This window comes from Stenotrophomonas sp. STEN014 (assembly GCF_056760315.1).
Window position 1 is genome coordinate 169,446 of the sequence record NZ_JBRREN010000001.1, and the last position, 18,272, is coordinate 187,717.

Here is an 18,272-nt window from a genome sequence, read left to right on the forward strand (position 1 = left end):
ACGGTGCCTGGGCATGGCCCTGTTTGGCGGAGGCGCGATGGGCATGGCCCATGCCGCTGCGCAGCTGCCCGGGCCGCCGGCGGTGCCGGCGCCGCTGCATGGCCTGTGGGTCAGCGATGACCCTGAAGGCCAGGCGCAGTGCGACCGCTATCGCGTGCTGGCCGATCCGTGGGAACACGCCGGATCGGCGATGGTGGGAATGCTGCTGGTCCGGCCCGGCTATCTGCACGAATTCTCCGAATACGGCGAATGGACGTTCTACCAGCTGCAGCAGCTGCGGCTGCGCGCTCCCGGCCGTTGGCAGGCCACCGCGTGGCTCGGCATCGACCAGTTGCCCGAGCCCGGGGACGCGTCGCCGGTGGATCTGCGGTTTCTGCTGGAGGGAAAGCGGTTGACCGTGGAAACGGATGGGCGCGACTACCGCGACGTGAAACGCTGGCGTTACTGCACGGCGCGGCTGCCCGGCGACGCGGGGTAATCGCCCGCGGTGGCCGGAGCCGCCGCTGTAGGCAGATCCGTGCGGTGCGGCCCGGGGGTGGCCGCGGCGGCGCGGCCCTGCTTTGCCGCCGTCGGCTCCACTTCCCGGACGCGTGCGCCGCGCAGCTGTGGTTTGCCAGCGACCACATCGGTCCAGACCAGCTGCGCACCACCGGGCTCGGCGAGCAGGCGCGGGAAGCCGGTGCCGCGGCCGCGACCTTCCAGCGCCGCCACCTGGAGGCGGCCGAGCTCGCGCTGCAGTGCCGGCGCATAGCGGGCCAGCCATAGCGACTGTCCGCTGCTGTCCTCGCGCAGCCAGGCCAGCCAGACACCACCGGCATCGACGGCCAGTTGCACCCGCCCCTGCAGTTCGACCCCGCGATCCGGTTCCACCGGCGTGGCGAACGTGGCGCCGCCATCGCCGCTGTAGGCCATCCGCAACAGCGGCTCCCCCTGCGGCGCGGTGTACCAGGCCACCACGACATCGCGGCCGGAAGCCGCCACCGCAGGACCGTTGACCGGGCAGGCCGGCATGGTCCAGTTGTCGGCATGCACGCGCTGCGTGGGGCGCCAGTCACTGCCGCTGCGGCGGCGCAGCTGGATATCACGGATCTCGGCGGCATCGCGGCCGCGGTACACCAGCAGAGGGCCGTCGGCTGCCATGCCGGCGGCGGTCTGGCAGCAATCGCAGGTCATCGCATCCAGTTCGACCTCGTCGTGCTTGTGCAGCCTGGCATCGAAGCGCGCGCTGCGCAGCGTCATCGCGCCAGCGCCGTGATGGGTATGCCCGGCGCCGCCGACGGTGTTGCGCCCGTCCAGCCAGGCGATGCCCAGGCCATCGGAGCCTTCGGGCCACAGCGAGACGAAGCCGTGCTCGCTCGCGGTGCCGTCATCGTGCACGGTGACCGGCGCCGACCACCGCACGCCGTCGGCCGAGCGTGCCAGCTGCACATCGTAGGCATACGGGGCACTGGCGGACTTGCGCAGCCATTGCGCCCACAGTGCGCCATCGGCGCTGGCGAGCAGATGCGGGGTGTCGGCCCAGTTCACGAACCAGTCGTCACCGCGGGCGATCTGCTGCGGCGGCTGCCACTGGTTGCCGGCAAAGCGCGCGTAGCGCAGCCGGTGGCCCTGCGCATCGGGCGACAGCCACGACAAAAGCAGGCTGCCATCGGGCGCGGTGACCAGATCCGGCTGCGCGGCGACCGCATCGGCCGGCAGCGTCCACGGCTCGATTCGCAGCGCCAGCGCAGATGCGCTCGTGTGGGCAGAGCGGGACCGGTCCGGACCGGAGCAGGCGCCGAGCAACAGGCCCATCACGACGAGGGAAGCGGCAAAGATACGCATCCGCGCAGGATAGCCCCCTCGTGACCAACGATGGTTGCCGCTGCGCGCGGTGGCCGCTACTGTCGGCGGCTGTTCTGAAGGTCTGCTGGAGTTTTTGATGACGCGTAAACCGCTTGCCGCCACGCTGGCGCTGGGGATGGGCCTGGCCGCTGCGGCCAATGCCAACGAGGGCATGTGGATGCCCACGCAGCTGCCGGAGTTGGCCAAAACGCTGAAGGCGGCCGGTTTCAAGGGCGATCCGAAGCAGCTGGCCGATGTCACCGCGCCGCCGCTCAGTGCGGTGGTGCGGGTCGGCGGTGGCACCGGCGCGTTCGTCTCCGGCGATGGCCTGCTGCTGACCAACCACCATGTCGCCTATGGCGTGATCCAGTACAACGCGACCAAGGACCACAACACCATCGACGAGGGCTTCATCGCCCGCGGCCGCGATGATGAGCGCGCGGCCAATCCCGATTACCGGGTGCTGGTGACGGTGGGCTTCGACAAGGTCACCGACGAGGTGCTCAAGGACGCGCGCGGCAAGACCGGTCGCGGTTATTACGACGCAGTGGAAAATGCGCGCAAGCGCATCGTCGCCGACTGCGAGGCCGAAGGCGGCGTGCGCTGCTCGGTGGCCAATATGTACTACGGCAGCGATTTCTACCGCATCCGCCAGCTGGAGCTGACCGACATCCGCCTGGTCTATGCACCGCCGCGTGCGATCGGCAATTACGGCGACGAGATCGACAACTTCATGTGGCCGCGGCACACCGGTGACTTCACCCTGCTGCGCGCCTACGTCGGCAAGGACGGCAAGCCGGCGCCGTACAGCAAGGACAACGTGCCGTACCAGCCGCCGGCACACCTGAAGATGGCGCTGGATGGCCCCAAGGAAGGCGATTACGCGATGCTGGCCGGTTACCCGGGCACCACCTACCGGCTGCGCACCGCCGACGAGTTCGCCAACCAGATCGATACCGTGCTGCCGCGCCGCGTGGAGGTGTTCCAGCAGCTGATCGACACCATCGAGGCGGTCGGCAAGGGCAATGCCGATGCCCGCACGCGCTACGCCTCGCAGCTGCAGTCGCTGAAGAACAACCGCAAGCGCGCCGCCGGTGAACTGGAAGGCCTGTTGCGCAGCGATGCCAAGGCCCAGCGCGCCGCTGACGAACAGGCGATGCTGGCCGCCACCGATGCCAGGTACAAAGCCGACATCGATGCGTTGTTCGCCTCGCTGGCCGCCGAGCGCCAGGCCGGTACCCGCGAATTCCTGGTCACGCTGATGTCCAGCCAGACCCAGCTGCTGCGCTCGGCGCTGCTGCTGGAGCGGCTGCGCATCGAATCGGCCAAGCCCGATGCCGAGCGCGAGAGCGGCTACCAGCAGCGCGACCAGGCGCTGATCGAAGGCGTGCTCAAGCAGGTGCAGCGCCGCTACGACCCGACGGTGGAGAAGGCCATCCTCACCGCGCTGCTGACCCGCTACCAGCAGCTGCCCGACGACCAGCGCGATGCGCATTACGACAACCTGTTCGGGCGTACCCCGGCCGAGTTGGCCAAGCACCTGGACGAGCTGTACGCACAGACCACGCTGGGGGATGAGGCACAGCGGCTGTCGCGCTTCGAGGCCGCGCGCAAGGGCGGTTTCATCGAGTCCGACCCGCTGGTCTCGGTGGCCTCGGCGCTGGTGATGGCGCAACTCAACGACGAGCGACAGAGCAAGGAGCGCCAGGGCGAGCAGCTGCGCCTGCGTCCGTCCTACATGCAGGCGCTGTTCGCCTGGCGTGCCAAGCAGGGCCGTGCGGTCTACCCCGATGCCAACAGCACCCTGCGCATCAGCTATGGCAAGGTCGAGGCGCTGCACCCGCGTGATGCGGTCAGCTACGCGCCGGTGACCACGGTGGCCGGCATCGTCGAGAAGAACACCAACACGGTGCCGTTCGATGCGCCCAAGCCGCTGCTGGCGGCCATCGCCAAGGGCGATTTCGGCAGCACTGCCGATCCGGCGCTGAAGACCCAGACGGTCAACTTCCTGACCAACCTGGACACCACCGGCGGCAACTCCGGCTCGCCGGTGCTCAATGCCAAGGGCGAGCTGATCGGCCTGAACTTCGATTCCAACTGGGAATCGGTCAGCGCCAGCTGGTGGTTCGATCCGCGCTACAAGCGGGCCGTGCATGTGGACATGCGCTACCTGCGCTGGCTGCTGGCCAAGGTCTACCCGGCACCGGAACTGCTCAGGGAAATGGGCGTCCCGGCCGAGTAAGCAGACAGAAGGGGGGCGGTCATCGCTCCCCTTCTTCGTTGCCGTCGGGACGCACGGCCGACCAGAGAAGGCGCGTAATTGGAATTACGTCACGCTAGAATCCCCTGAATACGCAGGCTTCCCTCTCCCGCTTGGCCTGCGTCCAGGAGCGTGTTGTCGTGCAACTGCAACAGAACGCATTGAGCGGTGCGAGGGGCCATCTGGCGCTTGCACCGCTGCGGATATGGATTGTCGGAGATAGCGAAATCGTCCAGCCGCTGGAGTGCCACGGCGCCCAGGTGCATGCGCTGGACAGCATCGCGGCGCTGTACCGCGAACTGGCGATCGTGCCGTGCGACATCGTGTTGATTGATACCGCCTACGCCGCGGCCGACCTGGCCGGGACGGTGGTGCATCTGCGCCGGCGCGAGGATCTGGGCGTGGTGCTGCTGGTGGACCCGGCCACGCCGCAGGCCATCGCCGAAGGGCTGTGGGCCGGCGCCGACGCCTGCATGGCCCATCGCCCGGAGCCGGAGATATTGGCCGCACGCCTGTACAGCCTGCGTCGGCGCCTGCCCGGCGAGCCGGTGCAGCTCATCGAAGCGGCTGCCGCCGAGCCGGTGGTCGACTGGCAGTTGCAGGCTGACGGCTGGGACCTGCTGCACACCCCCAGTGGACGGACCTTGGCCCTGACCGAAGCCGAGCGCGCCTTTCTCGGCGTGCTTTTTGCCGCACCCGGGCAGACCGTCAGCCGGGATCGCCTGATCGCGGCCATGACCGACCAGCCATGGAATTTCGACCCCCACCGGATCGAAGTGCTGGTCCACCGGCTCCGCAACCGGGTCCGGAATGCCACCCAAAGTGCCGTGCCGATCCGCGCAATCCGGGGCGCCGGCTACCGGTTGATGCTCTGAGTCACAGTTTTGGGTTCAGTTTCGTTTCACGTTTTTGAAGAGACCCACGTTCATTTCCACTTGTCCGTATTCACGAAAATCATCGTGAAATCAATTGGATGTTAAGAAATAGGAAAAGCGGGCGGGTTCACTTCGAGAGCAAGTGAGAGTTTCTGCAAGAAAAAGGTACTGCATCTGGTCGTGCCCGCCGTAAGAATCCGCGCCGACCCAGCATCCGACGGGTGCTGACTGCGGATCCGTTTTGGGGCGGATTCCCACTACACGAATTCAACAACTCACGGGCTGCCCATCAGCGGGGCGGCCCGAGAGCGCAGCGTTTGCAAGAGGTTTGCCCGGTGAACAACCAGTTCGAGCAGGATATGGCCGCACACAACTCCGATGCAGTGACGGCCCCGGTGCATGATGCCCGGGCCATCTGGAAGCAGTTGCGACGCCGGCTCAACGCAGGGCTGCCAGCACTGCGGCGGCGCAATGCGGCCGTGCTGACCACCCTGCTTGCCATGCCGTTCTCGGCACTGGCGGTGGACCTGCAGGTGAGCGAGTTCTCGGACACCGGCTTTGACCCCAGCCCGGTGGGCACGGTTGTCAATTACACGGTCAGTGTGACCAACGGCGCCACCGGCGCTGCCGCCGGTACGGTCACCCTGTTCGACCTGCCGGCCGGTGCTGCGCTGGCGTCCAGTGCGCCGCCGTTCTGCACCTCCGAACCGGGCAGCAACGGCGGCACCCGCGTGACCTGCGTCAACCCGGCGTCAATGAGCGCACTGGATGCACCGCATGACTTCATCCTGCCGGTGACCACCCTGGGGCGTCCGGTAGCGGGAATGACGGTGCACGCGGCCGTTGGCTATGCGGCCAACGCGCCGGCGGCCACCACGCCACTCAGCGGATTGTCTGAGGGTGACGCCTTCTTCGGTGTCGGCACCGACAAGGACACCAACCAGGCCAACAACGTGCTCAGCCAGAGCACCACGCTGACCGAAGCCACCGACCTGGCACTGGACAAGACCGCTACGCCCGACCCGGTGGTCGGTGGCGGTGAGGTGACCTACACCCTGAGCGTGACCAACCACGGTCCATCGGCGGCAACCGGGTTCAAGGTGACCGACAGCCTGGACAGCAACACCAGTTTCGTGGCCGGCTCGGCCGCTGGCGCCGGCTGGGTTTTTGACGGCGCCAACGGTACCTACAACGGCATCCTGGCCGTGGGGGCCTCGGCCACCTACACCTTCAAGGCCAAGGCCAATGTCGGCAGTGGCACGGTGACCAATGGCGCGGTGGTTGCCACCGGTGCAGGCAAGTATCCGGACAACAACCCGGACAACAACAGCGACACGGTGACCACCAATGTCACCACCGGTGCCGACCTGACCCTGACCAAGACCGCTGCCCCGCTACCGGCGATTGCCGGTGAGGCGGTCACCTTCACCCTGACCGCGCGCAACATGGGCCCCAGTGCCGCCAGCAATGTGCAGGTGACCGACACGCTGCCGGCAGGTTTTGCATTTGTCAGTGCCACCCCCGGCAAGGGCAGCTGCACCGGCGGCACGACGGTGAACTGCACCCTTGGCAGCATGGCCAAGGATGAGCAGCAGGTCATCATCATCGTGGCGACGGTGCCGCTGGATGCCAGCGGCAAGGTCACCAATACCGCCACCATCAGCAGTGATACCCCGGACCCGTTCGACCAGGGCAAGGACAACCAGGGTTCGGCCACCTTCGACGTGCTGGCCGACGGCGCCGACCTGAGCATCGGCAAGAGCAAGACCAAGGAACGGGTGCCGGTGTGGAAGCCGGGCCAGCCGCTGGCCGACAGCATCTGGACCTCGGACATCACAGTGACCAACGGTGGGCCGCGGGCGGTGAGCGGCGATTTGCAGGTGGTGGAAACCTTGGCCGTTGGCGAAAAGTGGGTGGATGCAGCCGGCAACGAGCTGCTGCCGGGCATCCCGGTGACCGTCGGCAACTGGCAGTGTTCGGTCGATTCGGCCTATACGGCCGGCAGCCAGCAGGTGGTGACCTGCGACATGGTCAGCGGCTATCCGGTGGCCAAGGACGCCACAGCCGGTTTGAGGCTTCACACCCTGCCGCTGGTGGTGGGTGAACTGCGCAACACCGTGTGTACGGGCGGGGCGGGCGGCAGCCTTCCGCCGCTGACTGCCGGCGGGGTCAATCGCGACCCGAACCTGGCCAACAACTGTACTGGTGCGGGCGCCACCGCCACCAATGGCTACGTTGACCTGAAAATCAGCAAGCGCACCAATGCCGCGGGCGATGCGGACAATATCGTCAACATCACCGATACCCATGTGGACTTCACCATCAGTGTCCACAGCTCGGACGACAGCGCCGCCACCGGTGGTGTGGTGATCAATGACACCCTGCCCGGCCATGCCGGTGGGAAGTTGGCCATTGTCAGCCAGAGCAACCCGGCCTGGAACTGCATCACCAATGGCGGCAGCTTCAGCTGTGCCTCGGGCACCACCTTGCTGCTGCCGGGCCTTGCCAACGCATTCACGGTCACCGTGCGTGCTCCCCGCCCGCTGGCCGACAGCCTGGGCCAGGCGGCCACTGCCTGCACCGGCAATGTGGCCGGGCGCTTCTGCAACACCGCCGGCGTCGGTATTGACCTGAAGGTTGCCAACGCCATCGGCACGACCAACACGACCGATGACCGCGCCAGCGACTGGTTTGCCGTTTACCCGGTGACCAATGTGGCCACCACCGGCAAGACCATCACCTCGGGCAACCCGGGCCGTGCGGGCGTGGAAACCACCTACGTCATCGGTTACCGCAACACCCAGGCGTCGACCGCGCCCGGTGTGGTGATGCGTGATGTGTTCACGCTGCCGGCCGACGACGCGGGGTTCGTGCTGATCTCGGCGCTCAGCTCCAAGCCTGGCAGCAGCTGTTCGGTGCTGACACCGCTGGCGACGGGCATCGTGGCGACCCCGGCAGCCGGCGGCATGTCCTATGCCAACACCTCGGCCTCACCCGCAACCCTGGCCATCACCTGTACGCCGGTCACGCTGGTGGGCGATGAAGCCCGCAACCTGACGATCAAGATCCGCCCGAATGTGGATGCGCTCAACACCGGGCGGACCTTCACCAACGTGGCGGACTTCTTCCTGGACCGTGATGGTGACGGCGTGGCCGACCCGGCCACCGGCACCGATGCCAACGGCATTCCGTTCAACCACAACACCAGCACCGCCGATGACAGCCAGAGCGCGAGCCTGGTATTCCAGGCCGGTCGAGTGGACCTGTCGGTTGAAAAGGAAGACAGGGGCTTTACCGGCGGCATTGACCCGCTCGGTTTTGACTCGCGCCCGGGTCAGAACGTCAACAACATCCTGAAGTACCGCATTGCGGTGCGTAATGCTGGCCCTTCGCTGGCCACCGGTACCTACATCGAGGACACCATCCAGGCCCCGGTGGGCGCGCAGATCCGGCTGCTGGGCAGCCAGGGAGGCAGCTTGACTGCGCCCAGCGGCCCGGTGGTGGACATCGGCGATGCCGGTGCACCGTGCCAGGTGATCAGTGGTGCCAACCCGACGGCGCTGGGCGGTGAGCAGACCCTGCGCTGCAGCATGCCCAATGCCGGTGTCGGCATCGCCGGCAGTGGCCAGATCGCGGTGAACCAGACCAGCTACCTGTACCTGGTGTATGAGTACCTGACCGCGCCGCCGGCCAGTGGTGCCACCATCGTCAACAAGGTCCAGACCGTTTCCAACGAGACCGAAACCGACAGCAGCAACAACAAGGCCGAGCAGACCACCTCGATCCGCACCCGCTCTGACCTGCAGGTGGTCAAGCTGATGACCACCAGTGCGCCGGACGCCGACCCGTCGGTGGCCATCACGGCCAACACCGAGGCTTTCCTGTTCCAGCCGCTGTGGTATGTGCTGGACATCACCAACCTGGGCCCGGGCCACAGCCGTTCGGTTGACCGCAATGGCAGCAGTCCGCTCAATGGCACCGGGACCGTGGTGACCGACATGCTGGCCGCTGGCCTGGAGCTGATCGAGGGCGCACAGGTGACCTGGCGCAAGATCGACTCGCCGACGCCGAGCAATGACGGCGACCTGGCCGCTGCCGGTACCGGTACCTGTGCACAGGCCGGGCGTACCCTGACCTGCCAGCTCGGCGACCTTGCCCTGGACGGCAAGGCGCGCGTGCTGATTCCGGCACGCTGGGTGACCCTGCCGGCCAATGGCAAGGGCAGCAACAGCGTGACCCTGAAGACCGAGCAGGTCGACCCGACCCCGGGCAACGATGGCAGCACCGTCACCAACGACATCAAGGTGTCCTCGCTGGCCGGGCGCGTGTTCGAGGACAGTGACCGTGCGGGCGGCAACGGCGGCATTTTCCAGGGCGCGGAAACCGGCTTGTCCGGGGTCACCGTGACCCTGAGCGGCAATGACCAGTGGGGCAACCCGGTCAGCAAGACCGCCACCACCGACAGTGCGGGCAACTACAAGTTCATCGACCTTCCGCCATCCGCTGTCGACGGGTACACCATTACCCAGACCCAGCCGGCCAGCCACAGCAACGGCCCGGTCGCCCCGCCGACCAGTGGGGCCAATGCGCCCAGCGAAGGCGGCGACTACGCCCGTGGAGGGGGCTCGGCCGATTCCAGCTACAGCGCAATCGTGCTGGGCGGCGGCGTGGACGCGGTGCGTTACGACTTCCCTGAAGTGCGCCGTCCCAGCCTGTCCGGTGTGGTGTATGTCGATGTCAACTTCAATGACACCTACACCAGTGGCACCGATACGCCGATTGCCGGCGCCACCGTGGAGCTGCTCAACGCCGCCGACGGCAGTGTGATCGCCACCGGCATCACCGATGCCACCGGCAACTACCGCTTCAACGATCTGGATCCGGAAATCACCTACACGCTGCGTGAGGTACTGCCGACCGGTGGCTACCGCAACCGTCCCAGTGCGATCAACCCGGGCACCATCAACGGTCAGGCCTGTGCGGCAGGTGGCTGTGTGGCCGGCAGCGGGGTGGGCGGTGATGCCGTCAGCACCGACCGCATCAGCAACATTGACCTGTCCGCCGGCTTTGATGGCATCAACTTCAATTTCGGTGAGGACGCGGTGACCTCGATCAGCGGCACCGTCTACTTGGACCGCAATGACAACGGCAGCCTGGACAACGGCGCCGGTGATGTCGGCATTGCCGGGGTCACCATCAATCTGGAGGATGGCAACGGCACGGTCATCGCCACCACCACCACCGCTACCGATGGCAGCTACAGCTTTGCCGAGCTGGTGGTCGGCAAGAATTACATCGTGGTGGAAGTGCAGCCGTCCGGGTATGCCAACGGGCAGGAAAATCCAGGCAACCGGATCACCATCAACAACCTGCCGCTGGCTGGCTCGTCGGGCAACAACTTCGGCGAACGTCTGGGCAGCCTGGCCGGCTTCGTGTTCGAGGATTTCTCGGCCATCGCCGCCAACAACAACAACGGTCTGTTTGAAAACAGCGAGCAGCCGATCCAGGGCGTGGTCCTGACCCTGACCGGTACCGACCTCAACGGCAACCCGGTCAACAAGACCGCCACCACCGAGGCCGATGGCAGCTACCGCTTCGATGACCTGATGCCGGCCGATGCCCAAGGCTACGTGCTGACCGAAACCCAGCCGGGTGCTTACCTGGATGGCAAGCACACCGCCGGCAATGGCGTGGTGCCGGGCAGCAACGCCGTGGCCAACGTCATCAGCGGCATCAGCCTCGGTGCAGGCCAGCAGGCCACCGGCTACCTGTTCGGTGAACTGGCCAATGCCGTGATCAGCGGTACGGTTTACCTGGACCGCAATGACGATGGCGACCAGCAGGCCGGCAGCGAGCCGGGTATCGGCGGGGTGACCATCACCATTGAAGGTGCCGGCCCGGATGGCGTGTTCGGCACCGCCGATGACACCACCGCCACCGTCACCACCGATGCCAATGGCAACTACAGCTATGGCGGCGCGGTGGCTGGCCAGGATTACCGCATCACTGAAACCCAGCCGGCCGGTCTGGCCGATGGCCAGGAAAACAGCGGCAACCTGATCAGCATCACCAACCTGCCCAGCACCGGTTCGACCGACAACAACTTCGGCGAGCTGGCCGCGTCGCTGGCTGGCATGGTTTACCTGGACAGCAACAACAACGGTGTGCGTGATGCCGGCGAGCCGGCGCTGCCGGGCGTGCAGGTCAGCCTGCCTGCCGGCACCGTGGATGCGCTGGGCAATACGCTGACCAGTGCAACCACGGCCGCCGATGGCAGCTACCGCTTCGATGACCTGCAGGCCGGCAACTACACGCTGACCCAGCAGGCCGCGCAGCCGGTCTACAACGGCACCACCACCCTCAACGGCGTGACCACCGCCGGCAGCATCGACGGCCTGACCGTCGGTACCGCCACGGCAGTCAGCACCGTGCCCAGCAGCATCAGCGGCATCGTGCTGCCGGCTGGCAAGGCCTCGCTGGGCAATGACTTTGCCGAGATCCTGCCGGTGGCCGCGTCGGGCACCGTGTTCTTTGACGTCAACAACGACGGCACGATGGCCGGCGTGGCCGAAACCGGCATTGGCGGGGTGGAAATCACCCTGACCGGTACCGATGACCTGGGGCAGGCCGTCAGCCTGAGCACCACCACGGCCGCTGACGGCACCTTCCGCTTCGAGGGCCTGCGTCCGGGCAGCTACACCCTGACCGAACCGACCCAGCCGGCCGGCACCGCCAACGGCATCACCACCGCCGGTACCGTGGACGGCACCCGCAGTGGCACCGCCACCCCGGTGACCACCACCCCCAGCGCGATTGCCACCATTGACCTGAGTGTTCCGGGCAGTGCCTCGGTGGACAACCTGTTCGGCGAGCTGCCGACCAACAGCGGCGTCACTGGCAAGGTCTGGGAAGACCGCAACAACGATGGCGTGGTGGATCCGGGCGAGAAGGGCCTGCCGGGTGTGGAAATGGTGCTGACCGGTACCGACATCAATGGCGAGCCGGTCACCCCGGTCACCGTGGTGACCGATGCCAATGGCGAGTACAGCTTCAGCAACCTGCCGCCGGGCACCTACACGGTGACCGAGAGCAGGCAGCCGGAAGGCACTGCCGACGGCCAGACCGTGCCGGGCACCACCGGTGGCACCGGCTCTACCGCCGGCAGCGCCACCGACGCCAACCCATCGACCATCACCACGATCACCGTGGGGGTGGGCGAGGTTTCGCAGAACAACAACTTCGGCGAGATTCCGGTTGGTGCGATCAGCGGCAAGGTCTACAACGACAGCAACGACAACGGCATCGCCGAGAACGACGAGGGCGGTATTGCCACTGTGGTGATCGAGCTGGTGGGCACCGATGACCTGGGCAACCCGGTCAAGCTGAGCACCACCACCGATGCCGATGGCAACTACCGTTTCGACGGCCTGCGTCCGGGCACCTACGAGGTGATCGAGCCGAACCAGCCGCCGGAAACCCTCAACGGCATCACCACCGCCGGCACCATCGACGGCACCAGCGTGGGTGTGGCCACCGACAAGGAAACCACCCCGTCCAAGATCGGCCAGCTCGTGTTGCCGATCGGCGGCGATTCGGTCAACAACAACTTCGGCGAGATCGGCGATTCGCCGGACATGCGGGTGAGCAAGTCGTCCAGCACGGTGAAGTTCACCGTCAACAACGTGGCGACCTACACCATCCGTGTCCGCAACGGCGGGCAGAAGCCGTCCTTTGGCCAGTACGTGGTCAAGGATCGCCTGCCGGTGGGCCTGACCCTGGCCGACGTACCGGCCGGCAACGGCTGGACGTGTTCCGGTGCGGTGGGCGATGCGCGTTTTGAATGCCGCAGCGCGGAAGTGGTCAACGCCGGTGCCACCTCGCTGTCGGAGATCACCGTCAAGGTGAACGTCAACGCCGAGGCGGCCAAGGCCGGCACCGTCAACAATGCGGTGCTGATCGAAGGTGGCGGCGAGAACGAGTTCCGTACCCCGACCCCTACCGAGCGCAGCACTTTCGAGGGCGATATCAACGGCCTGCCGGTCTGCGATGCAACGATCACCCAGAACGCCTGCCGGGTGCCCAACGAAGTGCAGCTGGCGGCCTCGGTCGGCGGCACGGTGTGGTTCGACATTGGCAATGACGATGCGCTGCTCGATGGCGGCGACGACCGACTGCATTCGTGGATCGTGGAACTGGTCGACCCGGCGACGGGTGCGGTGACCCGGACCACCACCACGGCGGCCGACGGCAGCTACCACTTCGGTGATGTGGTGCCGGGCGTGACCTGGCACATCCAGTTCCGCGACCCGAGCTCGGGCGTGATCTGGGCCTGGCCGGTCAGCCAGGAAAATACCGCCGGCCACGGTGTCAGCTGCGATGTGGACAGCGCCCTGGCCAATGGCCATGCCAGTACCTGCCGCACCAGCGACAACGGCAGCAGCCAGCTGCAGGTGGTGCTCAAGCCGGGCGAACACCTGCCGCAGCAGAGCCTGCCGGTGGATCCGTCGGGTGTGGTGTATGACGCCACCACCCGCGATCCGGTGCCCGGTTCGATCGTCACGCTGACCCCGGTGGGCGTGTGCAACGGCTACGACCCGCTGAGCGCGGTGCTCAACGCCGCCGCCGGGGGTTACACGGTGGAAGGCAATGCGATCTCTATGACGGTCGGCAGCAACGGCTATTACCAGTTCGTGTTCGGTCCGGCCGCGCCGGCGCGTTGCGAGTTCCGCCTGACGGTGACTCCGCCGGGTGGCTACCAGTTCGTGTCGTCGATGATTCCGCCGCAGGACGGCTCGCTGTCGCCGCCGGGTGCGGTGGGCAGCAACCATCTGGTGCAGCCGCAGGCCACCGCGCCGACCGGCGCGGTGGGCACAGCCACGCAGTACTGGCTGACCCTGTTCTCCGGTTCGGCCACGGCCGGCATCATCCACAACCACATTCCGCTGGATACGGCCGAAGCCACCGGCCTGGTGATCACCAAGACCGGTGACCGCCAGACCGCCGAGATCGGTGACACCGTGCAGTACACGATCACCGTGCGGCAGACCGCCGGCAGTGCGCTGCAGACGGTGAACATCGTCGACACGCTGCCGCGGGGCTTCACCTACATCGAGGGCACCGGCCGCGTCGGTGGCCGTGCGCTGGCCGATCCGCTGGGTCGTCCGGGCCCGCGTCTGGGCTTCGACCTGGGCGGCATCGACGTCGGTGGCCAGCTGGTGCTGACCTACCGTGTGCGTGTCGGCGTGGGTGCGCAGCAGGGCGATGGCGTCAACCGCGCCCAGGCCCATGGCTGTTCCATCGCCGGCGGCTGTATCGATCCGGTCGGGCTGACGCCGGTGCCGGGTTCGATCCCGTCCAACCGCGCCGAGTACCGCGTGCGCGTCACCGGTGGCGTGTTCACCGAGGAAGCCTGTGTGCTGGGCAAGGTGTTCGTGGACTGCAACAACAACCACGTGCAGGACAGCGAAGAGCTGGGTATTCCGGGCGTGCGCCTGTACTTCTCCAACGGCACCTGGATGGTTTCCGATTCCGAGGGCAAGTACAGCTACTGCGGCCTGCCGCCGCAGAGCCACACCCTGAAGGTGGATCCGTCCACCCTGCCGGTGGGCTCGCGCCTGACCACCAGCTCCAACCGCAACCTCGGCGATGCCGACAGCCTGTTCCTGGACCTGAAGAACGGCGAGCTGCACCGTGCCGACTTCGTCGAGGGCAGCTGCTCCAACCCGCTGCTGGAACAGGTCAAGGCCCGCCGCACCCAGGGTGAGGTGCGCGCGCCGGAAACCGAAGCCGGGCAGTCGCCGCTGCGCTTTGACAGCAAGCCCGCCCGTGCGCCGCAACAGGCCACGGACTCGGCCAACCAGAGACCGATCGTGCAACCCCGACCCAACCCGCCCCCGGCGGCCGCCGCGCAGGAGGTGCAGCCATGAGCCGCGCCCTGCGCAAGACCCCGCGCCTGAGCCTGCTGGCCTGCGCACTGGCCACGGCGGCCGCGCCGGCGCTGGCCCAGAACGTGGGCAGCAGCACCCGCTTCACCCCGGTGCTGGGTGATGCCATCACGCTGTATCCGCGTTCGCTGGTCACCACCGACACGCCGCCGGAAGTGGTCGCCGACCGTTCGGGCCAGGCCGACTACAGCCGCAATACCGCTGTCGACCGGGTCCTGGTGGAAGTGGAGCGTGACGGTGTGCCGGCCGACGGCCAGACGCCGGTACACATCACCGTGCGGCTGCTTGGTGCCAACGGCAAGCCGCTGGCCGGCAAGGCGTTCGCCACCCTCGAGCACAGCGGTGGCCGCATCCGTCTGCCGGGTTCGCGCACCGACGAGTTCGGTCCGGGCGCGGCCGACGCCGACAAGGTGATGCCGGGCATCCAGGTCGAGGTGGAAAACGGCGTGGCCGAGTTCGACCTCATCGCCCCGCACGATCCGCAGGACGTGCTGCTGCGTATCACCGCCGGCGACCAGACCGCCGAGGGCACGCTCGGCTTCCTGCCGGAAATGCGCGAGTTGCTGGCCACCGGCCTGATCGAAGGCATCGTCAACTTCCGCAACAGATCCAACGCCAGCCTGATCTCGCCGGTCCAGCACCACGATGCGTTCGACCGCGACATCCGCCGCTGGGAAAAGCAGTTCAACAACGGCAAGGCCAACGCCAGCGCGCGCACCGCGTTCTTCGTCAAGGGCCAGATCAAGGGCGAGTACCTGCTCACCGCCGCCTATGACTCGGACAAGGACGTGCGTGGCCGCCTGCTGCGCGACATCCAGCCGGAGGAGTTCTATCCGGTCTATGGCGATTCCTCGCTGCGCGGCTTCGATGCGCGTTCGGCCGAACGCCTGTATGTGCGCGTGGACAACAAGCGCAGCTACCTGCTGTACGGCGACTTCCAGACCGGCGACACGCTGGCTACGGTCACCGGTGTGGGCGGCAGCGGGCCGATCCCGCAGCGCAGCCTGAGCACCTACAACCGCACCGCCACCGGCCTGGGCTGGCATTTCGAAAGCGAGCGCGTGCGTAGCAACGTGTTCGCCATCGAGGATTCGCTGCGACAGATCATCGAGGAGTTCCGCAGCCAGGGCAGTGGCCCCTATGCGCTGCGCAACAACGCGGTGCTGGAAGGCAGCGAGCGCGTGGAAATGATCGTGCGCGACCGCAACCAGCCGACCCGCATCGTTTCGGTCAAGCCGCTGGCGCGGCTGGTGGATTACAGCTTCGAGCCGTTCTCCGGGCGCATCCTGCTCAACCAGTTCCTGCCGTCCTTTGACAGTGACCTCAACCCGGTCTCGCTGCGCATCACCTATGAACTCGATCAGCAGACCGAGAAGTTCTGGGTGGTCGGGGCCGATGGCCAGTACAAGCTGACCGAGAAGCTCGAGGTCGGCGCCTCGGCGGTGGAAGACCGCAACCCGTATGCCGCCTTCAAGATGGGCAGCGTCAACGCCGGTTACCGTTTCGGTGAGAACACCGCGCTGGTGGCCGAGTTCGCCCGCACCCGGAGCGAGGTCAACACCAACTCGCTCAACCAGGTGACCTCGCAGGGCCTGAAGGACGTGGTGGGCGAAGTGGAAGGCGATGCCTGGCGCGTCGAGTTCGCCCACGACGGTGCCAGGTTCGACGCGCACCTGTTCGGTGCGCGCACCGACCCGGCGTTCAACAACCCGGCCTCGCCGCTGTACGGCGGCCGTGGCGAATACAGCGGCCGCATGTCCTATGCCGTGGGTCCGCGCCTGGAGCTTTACGTGGAAGCCCTGCGCAGCGAAGACCGCAATCCCGACGGCGGCAAACGTGATGCCGGCGGCGCCGGCGTGCGCATCGGTGCCACCGAACGGCTGACCGTGGACGTCGGCCTGCGCAGCATCCGCGAAACCATCGGCGTGACCTCGCCGTGGTCCTCGGGCGCACCGTTCGGGCAGATGGGCGGGTTGACCGGCGGCTTCGCCACCGGCAGCGGCGGCGGTGCGCTGGGCTACGGCCAGCAGGCACTGGATCCGGCCACCGGCCTGATGGTGATCAACGGCTCCTCCAGCGGCAGCCCGATCACCAGCGACCTGCCGATCGGCACCGAGCTGGAATCGGACAGCGCCCGCCTCGGCCTGGGCTACCGTTTCAATGACCGGTTCAGCGGCGGGGCGGAAGTGGAGCAGAGCGTCAGTGGCGAGGACCGCAAACGCGTGGCGGCCGGCGTGGACTACCAGCTGTTCGAGCGCAGCCGCCTGTATGGCCGCTACGAGAAGCAGACCGGCCTGACCAGCGCCTACGGCATCACCACCACCGACCGCGAGGCCGATGCGCTGGTGCTCGGTATCGACACCAGCTACCTCCGCGACACCCAGGCGTTCTCCGAGTACCGCCTGCGGGATGCGGTCAGTGGCCGCGACGTGCAGGCCGCCTCGGGCATCCGCAACAACTGGGATATCGCCCAGGGCCTGCGCCTGAGCAGCTCGATCGAGCGCGTCAACGTGGTGGCCGGTGATACCGGCGACAGCACCGGCCTGGCGCTGGCGCTGGACTACAGCGCCAATCCGCTGTGGCGCGGCGCTATCCGTGCCGAGCACCGCATCTCCGAGGACGTGCCCGGCACCGTGGACAGCAACGAGGCGTTCAAGACCTCGCTGCTGCAGTTCATGCTCGCGCGCAAGCTCAGCCGTGACTGGACCCTGCTCGGCCGCAACTACCTGCTGGCGACCAACTACGAGGAACGCGGCGATGTGCTGCAGGACCGCTTCCAGCTGGGCCTGGCCTACCGCGACACCGACCGCAACCGGGTCAATGCGCTGATGCGCTACGAGTACAAGCTCGAGCGTGATGAAAGCGGCCTGACCCTGCTCGACGGCGAGGTGGTCAATGGCACCAGCCAGGATGTGCGCACGCGAGCGCATATCGTCTCCACCCATGCCGACTGGCATCCGTCGCGGCCGTGGTGGCTGACCGGGCGCATCGCCGGCAAGTGGCAGCGCGACCAGTTCGCCTATGGCGACGGAAGCCGCGTCAACAGCAGCTTCAACGCGGTGCTGGTATCCGGTCGCATCGTCTACGACATCACCGAGAACTGGGATATCGGCGTGCTGGGCTCCACCTTCCGTGGCCAGCAGGGCGCCAACCAGTACGCCTACGGCGTGGAAGTGGGCCGCCTGCTGCGGCAGAACCTGTGGCTGTCGGCCGGTTACAACTGGACCGGCTTTGCGGGCGATCGCGATCTCAATGGCTACGAGTACACGCAGCAGGGCCTGTTCCTGCGTCTGCGCTTCAAGTTCGACGAAGACCTTTTCCGTCGGGACCCGGTCCGCTACCGCGATCCGGCCCGCTGAGGACGACACC

The 18,272-nt window shown here is 67.0% G+C and carries 6 protein-coding genes; 5 read left to right on the forward strand and 1 reads right to left on the reverse strand.

Annotated features, from left to right (window positions below; translation table 11 throughout):
• The first annotated feature begins 13 nt into the window (after nucleotides 1-13).
• The gene (locus ACVOMC_RS00675) at nucleotides 14-478 is read left to right on the forward strand and encodes a hypothetical protein (RefSeq protein ID WP_481522441.1); all 465 of its coding nucleotides are present in this window, start codon (nucleotides 14-16) and stop codon (nucleotides 476-478) included.
• On the opposite strand, the gene ACVOMC_RS00680 is transcribed toward ACVOMC_RS00675, so the two are convergent.
• Nucleotides 442-1,824: a hypothetical protein gene (locus ACVOMC_RS00680; protein ID WP_481522442.1), complete on the reverse strand. Its 1,383-nt coding sequence runs from the start codon at nucleotides 1,822-1,824 to the stop codon at nucleotides 442-444. The genes ACVOMC_RS00675 and ACVOMC_RS00680 overlap by 37 nt on opposite strands.
• A 94-nt stretch (nucleotides 1,825-1,918) precedes the next feature.
• Between ACVOMC_RS00680 and ACVOMC_RS00685 the strand changes: the two genes are divergently transcribed.
• From ACVOMC_RS00685 to ACVOMC_RS00700, 4 genes are all read left to right on the forward strand, one after another.
• Nucleotides 1,919-4,066, forward strand: coding sequence for a S46 family peptidase (locus ACVOMC_RS00685; RefSeq protein ID WP_481522443.1), 2,148 nt, complete (start codon nucleotides 1,919-1,921; stop codon nucleotides 4,064-4,066).
• Nucleotides 4,067-4,224: 158 nt separating this feature from the next.
• On the forward strand, nucleotides 4,225-4,959 hold the full coding sequence (locus ACVOMC_RS00690; protein WP_481522444.1) for a winged helix-turn-helix domain-containing protein: 735 nt from the start codon (nucleotides 4,225-4,227) through the stop codon (nucleotides 4,957-4,959).
• Between the two features lie 335 nt (nucleotides 4,960-5,294).
• Nucleotides 5,295-14,885: an SdrD B-like domain-containing protein gene (locus tag ACVOMC_RS00695; RefSeq protein WP_481522445.1), complete on the forward strand. Its 9,591-nt coding sequence runs from the start codon at nucleotides 5,295-5,297 to the stop codon at nucleotides 14,883-14,885.
• The gene (locus tag ACVOMC_RS00700) at nucleotides 14,882-18,262 is read left to right on the forward strand and encodes an Ig-like domain-containing protein (protein ID WP_481522446.1); all 3,381 of its coding nucleotides are present in this window, start codon (nucleotides 14,882-14,884) and stop codon (nucleotides 18,260-18,262) included. The genes ACVOMC_RS00695 and ACVOMC_RS00700 overlap by 4 nt, the downstream gene beginning before the upstream one ends.
• Nucleotides 18,263-18,272: the final 10 nt, after the last annotated feature.